The 20,631-nt window shown below is 64.8% G+C and carries 15 protein-coding genes; 4 read left to right on the top strand and 11 right to left on the bottom strand.

The genetic code is table 11. The features are described 5' to 3' along the window. Together FA743_RS10325 and FA743_RS10320 are read left to right on the top strand one after the other, a co-directional pair. Positions 1-852, top strand: an 852-nt coding sequence (locus FA743_RS10325; protein ID WP_246054918.1) for an IS3 family transposase, incomplete at its 5' end; no start/stop codon positions are given. A 144-nt stretch (positions 853-996) separates the two neighbouring features. Beyond that, positions 997-3,372, top strand: coding sequence for a P-loop NTPase fold protein (locus tag FA743_RS10320; protein WP_169308846.1), 2,376 nt, complete (start codon positions 997-999; stop codon positions 3,370-3,372). Between the two features lie 546 nt (positions 3,373-3,918). Here the strand turns inward: FA743_RS10320 and FA743_RS10315 are convergent. The 11 genes from FA743_RS10315 to FA743_RS20610 form a co-directional block, all read right to left on the bottom strand. Then, positions 3,919-4,209 carry a hypothetical protein gene (locus FA743_RS10315; protein WP_136886019.1) on the bottom strand — a complete coding sequence of 97 codons (291 nt, stop codon included), beginning with the start codon at positions 4,207-4,209 and terminating at the stop codon, positions 3,919-3,921. Positions 4,210-4,467: 258 nt separating this feature from the next. Beyond that, positions 4,468-4,623: a hypothetical protein gene (locus FA743_RS10310; protein WP_211242237.1), complete on the bottom strand. Its 156-nt coding sequence runs from the start codon at positions 4,621-4,623 to the stop codon at positions 4,468-4,470. A 442-nt stretch (positions 4,624-5,065) separates the two neighbouring features. After that, entirely contained in the window at positions 5,066-6,040 is a 975-nt protein-coding gene (locus tag FA743_RS10305; RefSeq protein WP_136886018.1) for a chemotaxis protein CheB, read from the bottom strand. A 44-nt stretch (positions 6,041-6,084) separates the two neighbouring features. After that, positions 6,085-6,465 carry a response regulator gene (locus FA743_RS10300; protein ID WP_211242236.1) on the bottom strand — a complete coding sequence of 127 codons (381 nt, stop codon included), beginning with the start codon at positions 6,463-6,465 and terminating at the stop codon, positions 6,085-6,087. Continuing rightward, positions 6,455-9,976, bottom strand: coding sequence for a chemotaxis protein CheB (locus FA743_RS10295; protein WP_169308845.1), 3,522 nt, complete (start codon positions 9,974-9,976; stop codon positions 6,455-6,457). The genes FA743_RS10300 and FA743_RS10295 overlap by 11 nt, the downstream gene beginning before the upstream one ends. Before the next feature lie 845 nt (positions 9,977-10,821). Continuing rightward, on the bottom strand, positions 10,822-11,268 hold the full coding sequence (gene rpiB / locus FA743_RS10285; RefSeq protein WP_136886015.1) for a ribose 5-phosphate isomerase B: 447 nt from the start codon (positions 11,266-11,268) through the stop codon (positions 10,822-10,824). A gap of 20 nt (positions 11,269-11,288) precedes the next feature. Beyond that, entirely contained in the window at positions 11,289-12,563 is a 1,275-nt protein-coding gene (locus FA743_RS10280) for a TRAP transporter large permease (protein ID WP_136886014.1), read from the bottom strand. Beyond that, positions 12,563-13,024: a TRAP transporter small permease gene (locus FA743_RS10275; RefSeq protein ID WP_211242235.1), complete on the bottom strand. Its 462-nt coding sequence runs from the start codon at positions 13,022-13,024 to the stop codon at positions 12,563-12,565. Before FA743_RS10275 ends, FA743_RS10280 begins: the two co-directional genes overlap by 1 nt. A gap of 46 nt (positions 13,025-13,070) precedes the next feature. Beyond that, positions 13,071-14,057, bottom strand: coding sequence for a TRAP transporter substrate-binding protein (locus FA743_RS10270; protein ID WP_136886012.1), 987 nt, complete (start codon positions 14,055-14,057; stop codon positions 13,071-13,073). A 23-nt stretch (positions 14,058-14,080) separates the two neighbouring features. After that, positions 14,081-14,830 (bottom strand): FadR/GntR family transcriptional regulator, encoded by a 750-nt coding sequence (locus tag FA743_RS10265; protein WP_136886011.1) that lies wholly within the window; start codon positions 14,828-14,830, stop codon positions 14,081-14,083. Positions 14,831-15,615: 785 nt separating this feature from the next. Then, the gene (locus FA743_RS20610; protein ID WP_136886010.1) at positions 15,616-17,445 is read right to left on the bottom strand and encodes a calcium-binding protein; all 1,830 of its coding nucleotides are present in this window, start codon (positions 17,443-17,445) and stop codon (positions 15,616-15,618) included. 260 nt (positions 17,446-17,705) lie between these two features. Between FA743_RS20610 and FA743_RS10250 the strand changes: the two genes are divergently transcribed. After that, positions 17,706-19,754, top strand: coding sequence for a 4Fe-4S binding protein (locus FA743_RS10250; RefSeq protein WP_136886009.1), 2,049 nt, complete (start codon positions 17,706-17,708; stop codon positions 19,752-19,754). Then, complete coding sequence (locus FA743_RS10245) at positions 19,751-20,608, top strand: FAD:protein FMN transferase (protein WP_169308844.1); 858 nt, start codon at positions 19,751-19,753, stop codon at positions 20,606-20,608. Before FA743_RS10250 ends, FA743_RS10245 begins: the two co-directional genes overlap by 4 nt. Positions 20,609-20,631: the final 23 nt, after the last annotated feature.

Here is a 20,631-nt window from a genome sequence, read left to right as displayed (position 1 = left end):
GTCACCAGCCTGACAGCCTCGATTTTGAACTCACGGCTAAACTTCCGTCTTGTCATATCCACTCTCCAGTTCCTTGGTCACGATCTTATCTTCGTGTCCACGAAACCGGCAGCAGCTCACATGGACATGGTGGTTCTGGCGCACATCAAGGAGCAGTTGCGACTGAGCCTGGGTAGCTACGGCCGCCTCAGGATGACAGAGGAACTGAAGGAAGTCGGGGTCGATGTCGGGCACCGCAGGGTCGGGCGACTGATGCGCGAGAACGGGATCGTCGTTGAACGAACGAGGAAATGGAAAGCGACCACTGACAGCGACCACATGTTCAACATCGCGCCGAACTTGCTGGACCGTGACTTCACCACAGATCGACCGAACCAGAAATGGGCGGGCGATATCAGCTATATCTGGACCCGCGAGGGCTGGTTGTATCTGGCGGTGATCCTGGACCTGCATTCCCGGCGGGTGATCGGTTGGGCCGTGAGCAACCGCATGAAACGCGATTTAGCGATCCGGGCGCTGAAGATGGCCATTGCCCTGCGATCACCGCTTTGGGGCTGCATCTTCCACAGCGACCGTGGCAGCCAATACTGCTCGCATGACTACCAGAAAATCATGCTCGAACATGGCCTGAAAGCGTCAATGAGCGGCAAGGGAAATTGCTATGACAACGCTGCTGTCGAAACCTTCTTCAAAACCATCAACGCAGAGCTGATCTGGCGACGCACTTGGGAGACCCGCCGCCAAGCCGAGACGGCCATCTTTCAATACATCAACGGCTTCTATAACCCGCGCCGCCGGCATTCAGCCTTGGGAGGGAAAAGCCCCTTGGCCTTCGAACGCCAGGTGGCCTAAAACAAGCACTTGGGGCGGCACGAATACGCGACAAGACCAGTTTTCAGGGAGCAGAGCATCAGGAAAATGACCGGTGACGTTGCGCTGGTTTCGCAGTAAGCTGATGGCTCCCTCAGGCATATGTCCATATCGGTTGTTTACGTGATGGTAGCAGCAGGATCTTCGTCGCCCGAATTTGGCTCCGGAGTCGAGGGGGAGGGCGCTGAAGGCTCCGCGCGGGTCGAGACCGAATACGTTCGCGATGTCCTCGACGCAGTGGAGAGGATCCTCGGCCCCTCCCTGACGCCAGAGCTCCACGAGCTCTTCGCCCGGACGGCGGCGGTAAATGCGGTCAAGCAAGCCGGGCAGCTCATCGTCTCCGCGTCCGCCCTCTTCATTGCGGCCGTGCTCTGGGGGCGCGAGGGGGAGGCGGCGCCGGCGGCTGTCAAGCGCCTCGCTGACGCCGTCGATCAGGACCTGTTCGACACGGCGTTCCTTCAAGGCGTGTTGGACAGCGACTACGCCGAGCGGCTTTCGTACCTGGAAGCGCCGCGCGCGGCGACGAAGCGCGCACGTCCTGGCCTCTCTGACACCCTGCAGGATCTGCTCGAACGCCTTCGGAGAAACGATGCGCAAACCGTTGAGTCGGTCGTCGTCGCATTGCTTTCGCGGCCGAGCGCCGATCTTGAAGCACGTCTCGCGACGAGCCGGCTTGACGCAAGAGCGCTTATCAGGGCCGTCCAACCACTCCAGACCAATCAAAGCACCCGGCTTGCCGACGATCGTCCCCAGCAGCGCCGCGACAGGCTTGGCCGCGGGGCCCTTGCCATCGCGATGGCGCACCTGGTGTGCAGGATCTGGGAGGACCAGCAGCCGAAGACGGGTGGCGACGATCGCGACGCCGCCGCCTTCATCATGCATATCGACGCACCCTGGGGCGGCGGCAAGACCACCTTCGCCAACTTCCTCCGGTCTATCCTGACCGAGACGGACGACAAGCAACAGGGGCGCGCCGACCTCGCGGCGGAACTCGGCGCGCGCGTCGCGATGGAGGATTGGCCGGCAGCGCGCGCGCGGGCCCCGGGCGGCCGCTGGCCGCGCCGGGCCGCACTCGCTCTTGGCCTCGCCCAGGACGATGGCCCGGTCAGCCCCCCCTGGATCGCCGCGACCTTCAACGCCTGGCAGAACGAGCACATCCAGCCCTCCTGGTGGAATTTCTACCTCAGCGTCCGGTCGCAGCTTCTGGAGCCGTTCCCGGACCACTACCGCCTGCTTGAATGGGTCGAGGAAATGGTCTGGCGCGTCATGAGCCGGGACACGCTCATCCGCATCTTCTCCTTGGTCGTCCTTCTTGTCGCGCTCTGGGCGCTATTCCGCGTTGTTCCGGAAATCTTTGCCGAAAACTCCCAAAGCACGGCTCCGAAGAGCCTTCTTGCGCTGGTTCTGCTCGCCCTCGCCGGGGGGTCGGGGATTCAGCTGCTCCTGTCCCTCAGAACCGGCACGGAATGGCTGATCAGGGCCGCCGGCCAGGGCGGCGATCCTCAGGTCCTCGGGGCGGGCGATCCGCTCCGCCAGTTCAAGGAGCACTTCCGCAGCTTCTGCGCCTCGCTGCGCCGGCCGATCCTCATCGTCATCGACGATCTCGACCGCTGTCAGCCGACCCATGTCGTCGACCTGATGCGCGGACTGATGACCGTGTTCAACTCGCCGCAGATCGTCTACCTGATCCTCGGTGACCGCGCCTGGATCGAGAAGTGTTATGCGCAGGCCTATGTCGAAATGCTCGCCGATGGGCAGGATCCGCGCACCTTTGGAGGCCACTTCGCCGAGAAGTCGCTGCAGCTTTCCTTTCTTCTTCCAAGCACGTCGCAGGAGCAGATCGACAGCTACGTCGACGCATTGCTCGGCGCGGAGGCCGGCGGCGGTGCAGGGGTCGCGCAGCAGAGAGAGATTATGGATGCGGCGAAGGCCGTCGCCCGACGGCAGAGCGGGGTGCAACGCGACGCGGAGGTGCGGTCGGCCATGAAGAAGGTGGACGCCATCAAGGACAAGGGGCTGCGTGCGGCGGCGACGCAGATGGTCCGTGACGCCACCATCATCGGTACCGCGCTGTCCCCCGCGACCGAGGCCGAGATCCGCCACCACCTGCAGGATCTCCACGCATTGATGCCGAACAATCCCCGCCAGATAAAACGCGTCATCAATATGGTTGCGCTCTATCAGGCGAGCGCGCTGGCCGTACTTGGGTACGAGCTGGGCGGCGAGGGCTGGCGGCGGATGGCGCTCTGGGTGTTGCTCGCCGGCGGCTACCCCACAATCTGGCGCGCGCTCGACGCCGATCCTGGCCTCGCCGACCGCGTGCGGGACCGCGCTGACGACGAAGAGGTCCGGCGTGTCGCCGCTTGGGGCCGTCTGGCCGGCCTTTTCGACGGCGACCTTCCGGGCAAGTTCAAAGGCGTCCGACTGGACTCGGCCGGCATCAGCGACCTGCAGCGGCTCATGCCGCGTCAGGAGTCGAGGTTTGGCGCTTTGCAGGGTTAGAGCGTCGGTGACATTGAGATGATCGGTCGACATCCGATGTCATGCTGCCGTGCAGCGCAACACGAGGAGGCCGATGTCCGCGCTGGCCGATTGCGGGATGTGGGTAAAGCCATCAGGAACATGGCGACATCAATGCCACCTCGACCGTGACAGGTCGTTTTCACGCGGATGGTCCAATTGAAACGCGGTGAGGATCGACTGGCGGCTGAACTCCACCTTGCTTGGCTGACGCCCTGCTGCGAAGTCCTTTTCATCGGCTGATGAGGAGTGCGTTTCGCAATATGTGCCAAGACTTCGTTTCTCACGTCTGTAGGTGTCGAGATCCATGCGTCGGGGCATCGCCGGTGGCCGACTGAGGTGAAGGCCGGCGATGCTCGAAGACCATCCGAACCGCACGCGCGCGGACCTCTGGCGAGTGGCGATTTGCCATTTTGCTTTTCGTTTTGCCCGTCATCCTTGCTTAAGGTGACGGTCTCCGACAGGCCCGGGGCGATTCAAGGATCTTTCCACGATCATCGTTCGGGGGAAGTCGCAGCGCGCGCCGTGTCAGAAGAGAAGGCCGAATGCCATTCCAATCCCCAGTCCGAGCAGCAGCCCGACCACGATGCCTCTGAAGAACAGGCAGCACGGGCAGGAGGTGTGAAAATACTGCATGAGGCGGGACGTCCAGTGCTCGGGGGTATCGCACCAGGACGGCAGAAAGACCCGGCTGCCCCAGGCCATGAGGTTGGACAGCCAGTTGTCTTCCCAATCTCCGGTGCCGCCATCAAGCTCTTGTGCGTCCGGCTCGGCAGCCCTGTCCGGGGTCTCCGGTCGAAATCGAAACGGATTGATCATCAGTCACCTTGCTGGGCAAAACGCGGGATGCGCCTCGGGGACGAGGCTCTGGACCCGCCTTTGAACGCAAAGCACGACTGCAAGTTGCGACATCGCGCGGCTTTGGACGAGAAGCCTCGGGTTCTGCCGCCAAAATGGCCTTTCGGTCCTACAGGGCTGGGTCGGCCGCGCCCTCGCGCCGACCGGTCGGCCTGTCGTGACGACACCCCGCCGCAGGGCACACCCTCCGGTTCGGTGCCCCGTCGACCGGGCCCGGGATCAGGCTCTGTCCGGATGGTGTAAGGCGCGGCGACGCTCGATCTTGGTCCGCAGGGTCAGGCTGGCGGTCAGCAGCAGGGCGGCGTTGAGCGGGTGGAAGGACAGAGGCAGGGGGTTCGCCCCGGCGGCCAGCGCAACCTGCAAGGTCAAGCGCAAGGGTCAGCCCTGCCCACTAGCCGAAGCCGCGCAGCCGGACCACGAAGGCTGCGCCCCCGGCAAGGACGAAGACAGGAATAGCCCACGCGCCGCCCGTGGCCACCCGCGATGGCCCGACGCATGGATCTCGACGCCCACAGACTTGAGACACGAAGTCTTGACACCCATTGCGAAACGCATTCCCGCTAATCGATGGAAAAGACGTCGCAGCAGCGCGTCTGCCAAGCAAGATGGGGCTCAGCCGTCGGTGACCCCAAAGCTGATCGAGCTGCGGCTCACGGTCGCGACGCTGCGCCCGCCAGGAAACGGCATTGCTGGTCTGGCGACGTCAAGGGGAGAGCCTTTGCGGTGGCTCTGGTGGCTACTGTCGTCATGTAAAATGAGGAGCGACGGGCCGACCATGTTCTGCCCGCAAAAATTGAGCCTCCAAACTGTCCTCCTGTTATCCCTTAAGCGCCGCATCTGTCAGCACGTCGGCAGAGCGCCGATACTCATGGGCGCGGGTCTCGAACGTGGCTGCGGCGGCGGTTCTTCCGGCTTGCACTGCGTCCAGCGCCATCTTCTCCATCAGGTCAGCCCTCTCCCCGACGACCCGCAGGGCGATGCGGATCGCCTCTCCGATGGAGCCTTCCTGCTCATGCGCCAGGGCCTCGGCCGTGTAGCCATGCCCGACCTGACACCGGAACCGCAGCGGCGAGCGCTTGACCTGCGACAATGTCCCACCGCATCCGGGGCAGTTCAGGGTGACCGGATCGGCGATCCGGGCGATGATCTGGCTGTCGGAGGGGCGTCCCATGGCAATGGCCACCTCGAGAGCGATGCTCTCGGGAGGGTCGGGCGCCGGGCCTGGCTGTTCGTGGACGAGGTGGCTCAAGAGAACGGCCAGGTCGCCGGCGGCGGCGCGGTGATCGATGTCGCTGGCAAGCAGTGCAGTCCGTGGCATCTCGCTTTCGACCGCATCGAGCGGGCTTTGCACGACCGTCACGCCGCCGCACCGCTTGAGATCCGCCAGGCCGGACGCTCCGTCATTCAGCATGCCGGACAGCAGCACGCCGATGGCCCGGGGTCCGAAGCTCAGCCCCGCCGACCGGAACAGCGGGTCGATCGCCGGTCGCGCCATGTTTTCGCGAGGTCCGCGGCCCAATCGCACGACATGCCCGTCAACGACAAGATGATGGTCTGCCGGCGCCACATAGATGCGACCCTCTCGAAGGGGCTCGCCATCGACCGCGGTGCTGGCCGGGTGCGGGCCGCCACTGTCCAGGATGCTTGCGAGCAGATTTTGGTGGCCGGCCCCGACATGGACTGCCACCAGGACAGGCGCCTGCAGATCCGCCGGTAACATGCGGCAGATCTGCCGGATCACCTCGACCGAGCCTGCCGAGCCCCCGATGACGATGATGTCGCGACCTGGCATCCAATGACCTCCGGTTCAATTCCCCATAGGTGGGTTTATCGGGGTCAACGCGACAGACCGGGCAAAAGGTGCAGAACTTGCCTCTCAAGTTCTTTCGCGGTGTATGGTTTGGTAAGGCGGGGCCGATCGCGGTGGCGTTCTTCGATCACCCATGCGCTGTAACCGGTGCAGAAGACGAAGGGTATTCCGCGCTCGGCAAGAACATCCGCGACGGCAAAGGTATTGCCGCCCTTGATGTTGACGTCGAGGATCGCCGCATCCAGGGATGCCTCAGTGGCCAGATGCAGGGCTGCATCCACATGCGATGCAGGCCCGACCACCTCTGCGCCGAGGTTCGAAAGCGTGTCCTCGATCTCCAGAAGGATAAGCAGCTCATCTTCCACGACCAGAACGTGACGGCCCTTCATCTCAACTTCATCGACCATCACTGCTTTTCCCTTCTTTCATTGACCGGACTTCGCCGACGCTTGGTGTCAGGGCAATGTCGATCAGGCACACCAGGCCACTTTCCGGGAACTTGCGCTCAACCTTCGCATCGAACTCGTAGCCGAGCGAACGCTCTATCAGGGTCGTGCCGAAGCCCCGTTTCTGGGGCGGACCTGCAAGGCTGGGTCCGCCCGTTTCAAGCCAGCTCAACCGCAACCGACGATCAGGTGGATCCGTGATCATCCAGAAAACGGTCAGTGCACCCTTGGGGTCGGACAGCGACCCGTATTTGACCGCGTTGCTGGCCAGTTCGTGAATGGCCATGGCAATCGACAAGCCCGCCTTGGGGGTCAGCACGATATTCGGGCCGTCGATTCGAAGATCGCGGTTTTCATAGGGCTTGAGTTCGATGTTGATCAGGTCGCGCAGGGTCCCGGTATCGCCGCCCTCACGATGGGTCAGCAGGTTGTGAGCCCGCGTGATCGCCGAGATGCGGCCTGCGATTATGTCGGCGAACAGGTCAGGTGACGGATTTGCCTTGAGGGTCTGCGCAATGATCGACGAGACGATCGCCAGAATGTTCTTCACGCGGTGATCGAGTTCCCCCAGAAGCAACGTGGTCCGGCGTTCGGCGCGCTTGCGCTCTTCGATTTCAAGAGTGACCGAGATGATGCTGCTTGGGCGATCGTTGCCATCCGTGAGGACGGACACGCTGTCATGCACCCAGGTGGTGGTTCCGTCGGCCCGCCGGAGCCGATACTCGGCCTCGAAGGGTTGCCGGTCACGGATCGCCTGGTCGAACAGCTTGCTGAGATCCTGTGCGTCATCAGGGTCGATGAGTTCCAGCCGGTGCAGCTTTTGCAGGTCTTCCGTGGACCGCCCGGTCATCGTCTCGAACGCGACATTTGTCAGAAGGAACTTGCCGGAAAGGTCGGTTTCGACCACGCCCACGGCCGCTTGGCCGACGATCGCGGCAAAGCGGCGCTCGCTGTCGATTTGGGCCCGCTCGGCCTTTCTGCGTTCGGTGACGTCGACAAAGGTCATCACGACGCCATCGATCACCCGGGCAATGCTTCGATAGGGCCGGATGCGCATCACGAAAGAGGCGCCGCGATCCTGAAGTTCAAGCTCGCGCTCGATGACCGTCAGGTCGCGCAACACCTTGGCCACGTCGCGTCGCAGGTCATCATAGGCAAGCAGGCTGACAATGTCCGTCAACGGGCGACCCCGGTCGCTGTCCAGCAGGCTGAAGATGTCGGCCATCCCCGGCGTGAAGTTCTTGATCCGCAGGTTCTCGTCCAGAAAGATCGTCGCGATCTGCGTGCTGTCCAGCAGGTTCTGCAGATCGCTGTTCAGGTTGGAGAGAAGGTCGTTCTTGATCATCATCTCGGCGTTGACCGTCTGAAGCTCCTCGTTGATCGACTGCATTTCCTCCTTCGAGGTCTGCAGCTCCTCGTTGGTCGATTGCAGCTCCTCGTTGACCGATTGGTATTCCTCGGCCGAGGATCTCATTTCCTCGTTCGCGATTTCCAGATCGCTGATCGTCGCCTGCAATTGCTCCCGGACGGTGCGAAGCTCCTGCTCGGCGAGAAGAGCCTGCGGGCCTTGCTGGCTTCCCTCCGGCACGGTCTGCGATGGGTCCGCCGCCGCCCGGACCTCCTGGAACGCGATGGCATAAACCCCGTCACCGCCGGTGTTCGGGACCGGCTCGACGATGACGCTCAGCACCTGGTACTGGCCCTCGATCAGGACGGAGGCATCGGTCGCCACGCCTTCCCCGGTCTTCATGACGGATTGCAAGGCCGTGCGAACGGTGGTCCGCAAGTCCTTTCGCAGATTGGACAGAAGGCTCAGGCTTGCCGGACCTGCGGAGGGTTCCAGATACCGGGCCACCTCCCCACCGGAATAGCGCAGGATGCTGGTCTGACGGTCGACGACGATGAACGCGGGCGAGTGCTTTGCCAGAACCGCGCGAACCGCGCGATCGACCCGGTCCCCGGTTCCCCGGCCCGGTTCGCCGACAGAGCGGTTCTGGACCGGGACCTGGGGCGGCATCGGCATGGCCGGGAAGGCCGTATCCCCATCTTGCCGCTGGAAGATATGCGCCGCCTTGTCATGGACCGAGAAAAGCCGGGCATGCCCGCTCACGCCCTCCGATTGCCCGAGGAAAAGAAGGCCATCGGGCTTGAGGGCATAGTGGAACGTCCGCAGCACCCGATCCTGCAGGTCGCTGTCCAGATAGATCATCAGGTTGCGGCATGAAATCAGGTCCAGCTTGGAAAACGGCGGATCCTTCGCCACATTATGGACCGAAAAGACGCACATTTCCCGGATCTTCCGATTTGGATAATATCCGCCGCCCTCTTCGAAGAACCACTGCTCGAGCCGCTCCGGCGAGATGCCGAGCGTGCGTTGGTAGCGCCCGACCCTGGCAAACTCGATGGCCCGGTCATCGATGTCGGTGGCGAAGATCTGGACATCCAGGAAGGCGTTGCGGGCGTCGATCAGTTCGCGAATGATGATCGCGAGGCTGTAGACCTCTTCGCCCGTCGAACAGGCCGGGACCCAGACCCGCAAGGACCGGTTCCCCTCGCCGCGCTCGAGAATGGCGTTGATCGCCACCGACAGTCCGCGAAAGGCGTCAGCGTCACGAAAGAACTCGGTCACGCCGATGAGCATGTCCCGGAACAGCAGGTCTGGCTCGGCCGGGTCTTCCCTGAGAAGCGTGATATAGGCCGAAATCGTGTCGGCCTGCAGGACCTGCATGCGTCGCTGGATGCGGCGTGTGACCGTCTTGGTCTTGTACTTGGCAAAATCGTGTCCGGTCTTAGCGCGAAGGACGGCAAGGACGGTGGCCAACTCCTTTTCGGCGCCGATCAACGTGCCCTCGTCGTCCTTGTGATCACTCATCAGTGCCAGGTGATCGCGATAGTCGATCAGGCTGGCCGGCATGTCCTCGACCTGCATGATATAGTCGACATGGCCCGTCGCCGCCGCGCTTTGTGGCATGCCGGACATGGCATGATGGTCCAGTTCGGCCTGCGCGATCGTCAGCCCGCCGCTTTCCTTGACGGCGGCCAGTCCCGCGGACCCGTCGCTTCCCACGCCCGACAGGACGATCGAGACGGCATTGTCGCCCTGATCCCGGGCCAGGGAGGTGAAGAAGACGTCGATGGGACGACGGTGGGACCGCGCGGGCGCAGGTGTGTCGACAACAAGCCGACCATGCTTGATCGTCATGGTGGCATTCGGCGGAATGACATAAACGTGGTTCGGCTCGACCCGTATCCCGTTGCGCGCCTCGACCACAGGGATGGGCGATGTCCGGTCCAGGATTTCCGTCAGACTGCTCTTATGGTCGGGAGAAAGATGCTGAACCAGCACGAACGCCATGCCGCTATCCGGCGGCAGATGGGCGAAGAATGCGGTGAAAGCTTCAAGACCGCCAGCGGACGCACCGATCCCGACGATCAGACGAGGACGTCTGGCCCTTTCTGCCTCACCCGTCATTCCCAAAGTACCTCTCGCCCTAGAATTTTGTCTCCGCCTAATTGGGCTGGATCTGCTTTCCCAGTGTCGTATCGAGCGCAGCTCCTGCCCCAAGATGCTATACCTAAATGTCTGGCAGAAACGAGGGCAAGGGCCAACCTTTGTTGGTCTTGTGCCAAAGCAAGTGTCGATCTTCATGGTCGGGGCAGGCCGGTTCGAATGACCTTGCTGGCCTGGCGCGCCAATCGAGCCCCCGGTCCAGAGGATATCATCGTACCGGGCGGTACTCCCGGCAGCTATCTCGCCTCTTTCGAAGCCGGCCCGAACGCCACTTTTCGATGGTGTCCGAAGGAGAGGCATCCCGGTCTCTTGTCGAGTTGCGGGACAGTTCACCTGAGTGGCATCGCGCAGGTGCCAGTGCGAGATGGATTAGATCGTGATCGGCTGAGGCAGGCGGCTGCATCGATGCCTGTCCTGAAGGTGCGAGAAACAAGCAACCCGACGACGCTGCGGTCATGAGCAGGTGGCAAATACCATCGTCTGCAACCAGTCGCTCCATCCTGTCCTACAAGGCCAGCACCGCCAGTTCCGGCAATGAAAAGGTCAGTCGCAAGGGCCAGATCGCTGTCGCCCACGAAATTGCAGCCCGTGATCCCGAAGCCGCGCACCACTCCATGGTGCGCATGCTCGAGAAGAACCAGTCCTTCGCGCCTCTCCAATAGCCCCAAAGATTGGTGGCAGGGCTTGAGGCGATTTTCCCATCAGGGCACAAGCTGACTGGGCCGGAGCCCAGCTCCTGTGACATGCAACCACGTAGCACCCGGGCCCGTCCCTGCCTGTCCTCGGCAAGGACGGGTCCGGGCGCTTCAGCGGTCCGCGTCCATCTTGTGCAACTTCTCGACCCGGCGGCGGAAATCCTCGTCGGTCGAGAACTCTGCCGTTAGGTAGGAGTCGATCAGATCCAGCGCCAGCCAGGGTCCGACGATCTGCGCGCCGATGCACATGACGTTGACGTCGTCATGCTCGACGCATTGATGCGCCGAATGGATGTCATGGCAGACCGCTGCGCGGATCCCTCTGACCTTGTTGGCGGCAATGGACGCACCCACACCGGTGCCACAGACCAGCAGGCCGCGCTCGGCCCGGCCCTCGGCGACGGCACCCGTGACCAGCTGCGCGATGTCGGGAAAATCGACCGGTCGGTCATCGTGCGAGCCGACATCCTCGACCTCGTGGCCCAGCTTGCGGATGTGCTCCACGACCGTGGCCTTGAGCGGAAAGCCCGCGTGATCGGATCCGATGACAATGCGCATGTCTTTACCTTTCAGATGTTTCAACGAAGAAGACCGGGCAGCCACAGCACCAGGTCGGCAGAGAAGGTGATGATCGCCAGCGTCACCAGCAGCGGCACATAGAAGGGCAGCAATGCCCTCAGCAGCTGGCGCAGGGTGATCTTGGCGATGTCGCAGATCAGGAACAGCGACAGGCCCATCGGGGGGGTCAGCAGGCCCAGCATCAGGTTGAAGATCACGATGATCCCCAGATGCACGGGATCGACCCCGGCCAGGACCAGCGGGGGCGCGATGACCGGCACGACCAGCAGCGTGGCCGTGGTGCTGTCCAGGAACATGCCCGCGATGAAGAAGATCAGGTTGGCGATGATCAGCAGCGTGACGGGGCTGTCGGCGAATTGCAGGATCCAGCGGGCGAAGTCCTGCGGGATCTGCTCGACCGCCAGGATCCAGCCGAACAGCGAGGCGACGGCGACGATGATCAGGATCGCGCTGGTGCTGCGGACCGTCATCAGCATGGCGTTCCACAGATGCGCAAACGTGAGTTCGCGATAGAACAGGCTGCTGATCAGCAGGACATAGGCCACGGTGACGGCGGCGGCCTCGGTCGGGGTGAACAGGCCCAGAAGCATGCCCGCGATCATCAGCACGGGCGCGAACAGCGCCGGCAGCGCCGGCAGAAGGTCGGACCCGATCTCGCGCAGGGTCGGGGCCCGGTCGGCGCGCGGCATCTTGTGGACGATGGCCAGGACCGCGGCGGTGATCATCAGCAGCACGATGCAGATCAGCGCGGGCACGATCCCCGCCAGAAGCAACTGCACGATCGAGACGCTGGTGACCGAGCCATAGACGATCAGCGGGATGCTGGGCGGAAAGATCGGCCCCACCACGGCCGAGGCCGCCGTGACGGCCCCGGCAAAGGGGGCCGAGAAGCCGCGCTTGCGCATCGCCTCGATCTCGATCCGGCCCAGGCCGCCGACATCGGCCAGCGCCGCGCCGGACATTCCCGAGAAGATCAGGCTGGAGAAGATGTTGACCTGCGCCAGCCCGCCCGGCAGCCGACCGACCAGCGTGTCGGCAAAGCGGAAGATGCGATCGGTGACGCCGGCCAGGTTCATCAGATTGCCCACGAAGATGAAGATCGGCACGGCCACCAAGGGAAAGCTGTCCAGCGCATAGGTGATGCGCTGCGTCAGCAGGCCAAGCGGCAGCCCCTCGATCAGGACATAGCCGATGGCTGGGGTCAGGATCGCGTAGACAACCGGAAAGCCGAAGACGAACAGCACCAGGAACAGGGTGATCAGAGCAATTCCCATCAGAGCGCCACCGAGCCGTGACCGGTGTCGCGCCGGCGCAGCTGAACCAGATGCACCAGAAAGGCGCCCGCGAACCCGAAGGTCGTGGCGCCCATGAAGATCCAGAACGGGATCTTCAGCGTCGGCGTGGCGCCGCGCATGTTGCCCATGATGTTCTGGAACGCGACCCAGCCCAGAAAGCCGCAGGTGGCGATCCCGGCGGCCAGGATCACGAAGCGCAGTGCCCGGCCCACCCGCGTCGGCAGTGCGTCCAGCAGCTCGGACATGACGATGTTCTCGTGGCTGGCGGCGACCAGCGGATAGGCGACGAAGACCGTGCAGATCAGCAGAAAGCGGGTCAGTTCCTCGGCACCGACGATGGCCGAACCCAGGACCTCACGGGCGATGATCTGGATGAACGGCACCGCGACCAGCGCGGCCAGCAGCAGCACCGAGACGATTTCCAGTGGTTTGCGCATCATGGTTCCCCTTGGGTTGCGGCCGGCCCGAGGGCCGACCGGCTGCCCTTCACTCGATGGCCATGATCTGTTCGATATAGGGCTGATAGCTGGGGAAATCGCCGTTGATCTGCGCCAGCACGCGTTCGCGGAAGGCGTCGATGTCCAGCCCGTCCTCCTCGGTGACGACGGTCATCCCTGCCTCCTGCAACTCGGCCACCAGTTCGGCCTCGGACTCCTGCGCCCAGACCAGCGACTCCTCGGCCTTGGCGTCCAGCACTTCGGTGATCTGCGCCTGCGTCTCCTCGGACAGATCCTGCCAGACGCTCTCGTTGATGAAGACGGCCAGCACGGATTGCATGTGCCCGGTCATCGCGACGTGGCTCTGCACCTCGTGCAGGCTGTTCGAGGTGATCATCGTCAGCGGGTTTTCCTGCCCCACGACCAGGCCGGTCATCAGCGCGGTCGGCAGTTCGGCCACCTCGACCGGGGTGGGGGTGGCGCCAAAGCCCGTCACCATCGACACCCACAGGTCCAGCGGCACGGCGCGGAACGGCTTGCCGGCCAGATCGTCGGGCGACTTCACCTCGAAGTTGGACGAGATGTGGCGCGCGCCGCGATAGATGCGCCCGATGATCCGCACGCCGCCCTGTTCGACCAGCTGTTCGTTGATCTGCTGCAGGGCGGGCGAGGTCGCCGGATCGGTCGCGGCCAGAGCATGTGCCCCGTCGCGATAGATGAAGGGCGCGTTGAACACCGACACGTCGGGCACCATCTGCGCCAGCGAGGCGAAATCGTGATGCCCCATCTGGATCGAGCCCATCTGCACGCCGCCGACCATTTCCGACACGCCGCCCAGCTGGCTGGCGGGAAAGACCTGCACGCTCACGTCGCCGCCGGTGGCCTCGGAGATGTCTGCGGCGGCCTCCTCGGCATAGCGCGTCTGGATGTCCCCCTCGGCGCCCACATGGGCATAGCGCAGATCCTGCGCGATGGCGGGCATGGCGGTCAGCGCGATGGTTGCGGCGGCCAGCAGCCGTCCTGTCTTGATGAACATGGTTGTCCCCTCCCTGGGATGGTTCAGTTAATCTGTGGTGTGGCGGTGCCCCTGTAGGTCTCGATCAGGCTGCGGCGCCGCAGGTCGTCACCGATGGCAAAATGGTCGCGCAGCCGGCGGTCGGCCTGATCGGGGTCCCTGGCCACGATCGACAGGAACACCTCGCGATGGGCATCGACCAGAACCTTGACGATCTCGGGGTTCTTGTAGGTCGTCACCCGGCGCTGGACATGGCTGCGCTGCAGCAGTTCCGCCATGGCGCCGTAAAGCGTGGTCAGCGCGCGGCTGTGGCTGGCCGCGACGATGGACTGGTGGAACATGAAATCCGCCCGTCCCCCGGCCTCTGGGTCGTTCAGCGTGTCGATCAGCGTGCCCAGCCATTGCCCGATGCGCGCGAGATCGGCTTCGTTGGCGCGTTCGCAGGCCAACCTGATCGCCTGGCATTCGATCGCCATGCGGGCCTGCATGACGTCCTCCAGCACATCCTGTTCCTGCGACAGGCAGAAGGTGAAGAAATCCGACAGGACACGGATGTCGGCCTTGGCGATAAAGGTTCCGCTGCCCTGCCGGACGTTGAGGAACCCCAGCATCACCAGCGACTTCATGACCTCGCGCAGCAGTGGTCGTCCGACGTCGAGGTGAAGGGCCAGTTCGCGTTCCGACATGACCCGGTCGCCGACCTTCAGGTCACCCTTCAGGATGCGCTCCTTGAAATAGGACACGACCCGGTCCGAGCCGGTCTGCCGCATCTCGCTTTCAAGAACATTGACCATCACAGCTCCTCCAGGATGACTGCAAGGTTCCTACCATTGCCCGCATGAGGTCAACGAGGAGCTTCACTGGGGAAGGATGTTTTGCGTAAGCGCGGTGTGAAGTGGGTAAATCAGATAAGTAAAATTACGTTATATCAGTAAGTTATTGAATTCCGGTTCTGCAAGAAGGTTCGTTTGATTGGTAAGACCAATAATGGGGATTCACCCGCGTAGTTTCAGCTCGTGCATCGGGTAGTCCATCTGAGATCAGAGAAGCTTGCTGCGGAGACAGGCTCTCCGCCTGAGGCTCGCTGAACGACATCAACTGCCCAGATTGCAGAGCAAGATTGCCCTCGTGACCGGAGGGGCCCGCCGCGACGTCGCCTCCGAAGCCGATTGAGGGGCGACCGCGCGACCGTTCCCCCGGCTCGACCCTCTCATGAACAGCGCGGGCATCAAACGGGTTCAAGGAGCCGTTCGACGGGATGCTGCCCGCGCATGATCCCGAAAACGACTCCCTCGGCGACTGGCGCGCCGTTCACGCGGGGAACACGGATGGCACGTTTCTCAGCTGCCATCAGCTGTCGCGAGGATCTGGCCGAGGCGATCGCCGCCACCGGCGCCACGCTGCCTTCCATGCGATCGGCGGCGGCGAGATGACCAGCACGATCCTGAACGCGCTGGAGGCGGTCGCCGTGTGCCAGGCCGAGGACCGGCCTCTTGCCGTCCGCCCCGCCGTCCGTCCCTTGATACGGGAAGCGTTCCCGTCGGGGATGCGGCGGGGCGGCCTCACGCCCCGCCAGGGATCAGACCAGGAACAGGTCCTCGACCAGCGCGATGTTGCCCAGGATGATCGGCCCGGCGTTCTGCACGAAGATGGTGTCGCCATCGCCCTCGAGCGTGATCAGCAGGCCGCCATCCCGCACCGCGGAGGACCGGATGGTCGCGCCAGCTTCCAGCACGATGGTGTCCAGAGCGGCATTGTAGTCGGTGACCACGTCGCGGTCCCGGTTGCCGTCGCGCGCATCGGCGCCGAAGATGAACATGTCCTCGCCCAGGCCGCTCGTCAGCCGGTCGTTGCCAGTGCCACCGATGATCACGTCGTCGCCCTTGCCGCCGATCAGCCGGTCGTTGCCCTCGCCGCCAAGGATCAGGTCGTCCCCTGCGGTGCCGCGCAGGGTGTCATTGCCCGAGGTGCCGTCGATCAGGTTCAGGTCCCGCTCCGGGACGGGCAGGGTGACGCCGTCTTGGGTGAAGCCGACGTCGAACCAGGTCAGGTCGTGGTCCGTCGTCGTGAAGCTGTTGACCCGCGCCACGTCGAGGACCGACTTGCCCGCAGCGGCAAGGGCATCGGCGTCGAACAGGAAGGTGTTGGTGCCGATGCCGAAGGAGGAGGGCGAGCCGCCCGCGAACATCACCGCCTCGACCCCGGCCAGGGTGGTGCCGTCGGCGAAGGTGATATTGGCCTGAACCTCGATGTCCTGGGTTGCGACGGGTTGCGGACCGCCCCCGAGGATCCGGAGCCCGAGCGTGACGCCCTCGTTCGCGTCGTCTCCGCGGATCAGGTCGTCGTCGACCAGTGTCGCGATCCCGAGGTCGGTCTCCAGCGTGACGTTGAACGTCGGGTTGACGATGAAGCTCTGGCTGTTCTGCGAGAACCAGATGGCGGTCGTGGGGATGCCCTCGACCAGGTCCGGCACCGGTAATACGGGGTCGGGCAGGTCGCCCCCGGCAAAGCCCAGGTCGGCCCAGGTCAGGTCGTGGTCCGTGGTCGTGAAGCTGATGACCCGCGCCACGTCGACGACCGTCTTGCCCGCGGCGGCCAGTGCATCGGCGTCGAACAGGAAGGTGCTTGTGCCGAGGCCGAAGGATGAGGACGTGGCGCTGTTGAACAGTACGCCCTTGACCCCGGTCAGGGTGGTGCCGTCCGCGAAGGCGATGCTGGTGAGGACCTCGGTCGGCTGCGTGGCAATCACCGGGTCACCATTGACGCCAACCCCGATCGTGGCCCCTTCGCCCGCATCGTTGCCGCGGATCAGGTCGTCGTCGACCAGTGTCGCGACCCCGATCCGGGCGTCGAGGAAGACGTTGAACGTGGGTTGTGCGATGAAGCTCTGGTTGTTCTGCGAAAAGAACATCGCCGTGGCCTCGGTGCTTTCCTCCGGCTCCGGCTCGGGCCGAGGCTCGGGTGCGGGCAGGTTGCCGCCGGAAAAGCCCAAATCGGACCAGTTCAGGTCGTGGTCGAACAGCGCAAAGCTGTTGACCCGTGCCACATCGCTGATCGACTTGCCGACCGCGGCCAGCGCGTCGCTGTCGAACAGGAAGTAGAAGTTTCCGCTGATGTTGAAGTTGTTGCCGTCCACCAGCGCCCTGACCCCGGTCAGGATGGTGCCGTCATCGAAGGTCAGGCTGGTCAGCACCTCCCTGTCCTGATCGAAGAAGCGCCGGAAGCCGCCACCGCGCTCCCGCCCGAACCCGAGGGTAACCGCCTCATCGGCATCGTCACCGCGCAGGAGGTCGCTGTCGACCAGCGTTGCCGTGCCCAGACCGGTGGTGATCCGGGAGGGGGACGCGGGGTTGACGAGAAAGCTTTTGCTGTTCTGAATGAAGTAGGATGTCGTGGCTGATGCGGACACTTTAACCTCCGTGTTCCCAGGTCAGGCGGAGAGTCATTCGGCCCATCAGAGGGGAAAGTTACACGCCCGCGATCACGTCTTCGTGTTAAGGATCGTGGCGGACAGGGCTCGCCTTTCTGAGAACCGCGATGACGGGCCGATCCGTGACTCCGGGCGCAGTCCGGAACCCCGAACACCCCATGCGGGGGGCTGCGGCGGTCCCGTCCGCCTCGCGACCATCGTCGTATATGACGCGGCCGGGCGCGCGCTAATCTGAGGTCATGTGGCGTCTTGTCCTGATCCTGCTCCTCGTGCTGGCGGCGCCCCTGCGGGCGCAGCCGATGGCCGATCATGTCGTGGCACCCTACGCCCTGGGCGCGCAGCTGACCGATCAGGGCGTCTGGAGCCTGCTGAACTCCGGGGGCGGCGAGGCGGGCTATATCTTCGAGACCGGTCCCCTGGCCCCCCTGCCGGGCTTTTCGGGGCAGCCCATCAACATCCTGGTCATGCTGGACCTGCAGGGCACCTTCATCGAGACCCGCCTTCTGGCCCATCACGAGCCGATCTTCGTCTCGGGCTTGGGCGAGGCGCCCCTGCGGCAGTTTCTGGCCCAGTATCGCGGCCATTCCATCCACGAGGCGCTGGTCGTGGGCAACCCCTACGGCGCCGGTCAGGGAAGCGATCTGGTCTATCTTCAGGGGGTGACCAAGGCCACGGCCTCGGTGCGGATCGCGCATGAGACGATCCTGGCCGCGACGCTGACGGTCGCGCGCGAGCGGATGCAGGGGTTGAAGGCCGGGCCGCCACCGCGTCCGGACCCGGACCATGACGAGGCCCTGGACTGGGCCGCGCTGCGGGATGAGGGGCTGGCCCGCCGCCTTCAGGTCACGAATGCCGAGATCGAGGCCGCCTTCGCCGGCACCCGGTGGGCGGGGGCCGATCCCGAGGCCCGCGACGATCCGCAGGGGCTGTATCTGGACCTGCTGGCCGTGGATCTGGGGCCACCGGCCATCGCGCGCGCGGTCCTTTCGCCCGACAGCCTGGCCGAGCTGGCCCGTCAGTCTGCCGTCGCGCCCGATGACGAATTCATCCTGCTGGTCGAGGCCGGGCGCCACGGGCTGGTCGGCCCGGATTTCATCCGCAACACCGCCCCCGATCTGCTGGGGGCGACGCAGGATGGGCTGCCTCTGGCCCTGCGCGACGCCGACATCCTGGCGGATCTGCATCCCGACCTGCCCGATCCGTGGCAGGAGGCCACCCGAATGATCCTGCGGCTGGACCGGCGCCTTGGCTTCGATCCGACCCGCGACTGGCAGCTGGTCCTGCGGGCGGAGCGCCAGCACGGCATGTTCCAGCCCGAGATCGGCAGCACCGACCTGTCGCTGACCATGTCCCTGCCAGAGCGGTTCTTCCTGGCCCCCTCGGGCACCGTGCAACGCCCAGCCTGGCGCGAGGCGATCGAGGCGCGGCGGATCGACCTGCTGATCCTGGGGCTGGGCCTGGCGGTTCTCTTCGCGCTGCTCTCGGCGCAGTCCCGGCTGGCAGCGCATCGCCACTATCCCGCGATCCGGCTGAGCATCCTTGCCGGGGTCATCGGCTTTCTCGGCTATTGGGGCCAGGGCCAGCTGTCCATCGTGACGCCCATCGCGGTGATCCGGGGGCTGACCCAGGGCGGCGGGCTGGCGGTGCTGCTCTATGATCCCTTCTCGCTAGTGGTCTGGGCCGCGGCGATCCTCGGGCTGGTCATCTGGGGGCGGGGGCTGTTCTGCGGCTGGCTGTGCCCCTATGGCGCGATGCAGGAATTCGCCCATCATGCCGGGCGCAGGCTGGGCCTGCCGGACTGGCGCCCGGCGCCCAGCTTCGCCCGGGCCGCCCTGTGGAGCGGCCCCATCGCCCTTGCCGGGCTTGTCGCGACCGCCTTCCTCTGGCCCGGCCATGCCGAGACCCTGGCCGAGATCGAGCCCTTCAAGACCGCCATCACCACGCATTTCATGCGCCCCTGGCCCTATGTGCTGTGGGCGGGGGGGTGGCTGGTGCTGTCGATGGTGTGGTTCAAGGGCTATTGCCGGTCGCTTTGCCCCTTGGGGGCGCTGATGCGGGCGGGCGATCTGCTGCGGCTGCGGCGCTGGATTCCCCGCAGGGCCGAATGCGGCAGCCCCTGCCAGCTGTGCCGGGTCCGCTGCCGCTATGACGCGATCGCGCCCCAGGGGCAGATCCGATATTCGGAATGCTTCCAATGCCTCGACTGCGTGACGATCCATGACGATCCCCGCCAATGCGTGCCACTGATCCTGGCAGTGCGGGCCAAGGGCAGAAGGCGCGCGGCATGACCACCCGGCGCCGCGTCCTGACCATCATGGCCGGGGCCGCGCTGGCCGGCCGGGCGGCGGGCGCGGCCGAATGGCAGGGCCGCGTCATGGGCGCCGAGGCGCGGCTGCTGATCCGCGCGGGACGTGCCTCGGACCAGGTCATGTCGGACCTGCACGCCCGCATCGCCCGGATCGAGGCGACCTTCTCGCTGCATGCGCCCTCCGAACTGTCGCGCCTGAACCGGCAGGGACATGTCGAGGCGTCCGGGCTGCTGCTGGACGCGCTGCACCTTGCCCGCCGGATGCACCGCGCCACGGGCGGCGCCTTCGATCCCGGGGTCCAGCCCCTGTGGCAGGCGCTGGCCCAGGGCACGGTCCCGGCGCGGGTCCTTCCGATGGCGGGCCTGCAGCGCCGGGGGCGGCATCTGCGTCTGGCGCCGGGACAGGCGCTGACGCTGAACGGTCTGGCACAGGGGCTGGCCACTGATCTGGTCGCGCAGGATCTGGCCCATCTGGGCGAGGTGCTGGTGGACATGGGCGAGACCTGCGCGCTGGGCGGAGATTTCCGGCTGGATCTGGAGGATCCTGCGGCGGGCAGCTTGGGCCAGGTCACGCTGCGGGCGGGCCGCGCCATCGCCACGACCTCGCCCGGCGCGCTGCTCTTTGCCTCGGGGGCCAGCCATGTCATCGGCCCGCACGGCCAGCCGCCGCTCTGGTCCAGCGTCACGGTCGAGGCGCCGACCGCGGCCCTGGCGGATGCCGCCTCGACCGCCTTCGCGCTGATGCCCGCACCGGCCATCCGCCGCGCGGCCCTTGGCCTCGGCCTGGGGCCGGTGCGGCTTGTCGATCCGCGGGGCGATCTGATCACCCTCTAGGCCCGTCCTCGCGCAGATCCTCC

The organism is Paracoccus gahaiensis (assembly GCF_005048225.1).
Taxonomy (GTDB): Bacteria; Pseudomonadota; Alphaproteobacteria; order Rhodobacterales; family Rhodobacteraceae; genus Paracoccus; species Paracoccus gahaiensis.
The sequence above is the reverse complement of the archived record's forward strand: the minus strand, read 5'-3'. Positions and strand labels throughout refer to the sequence as shown.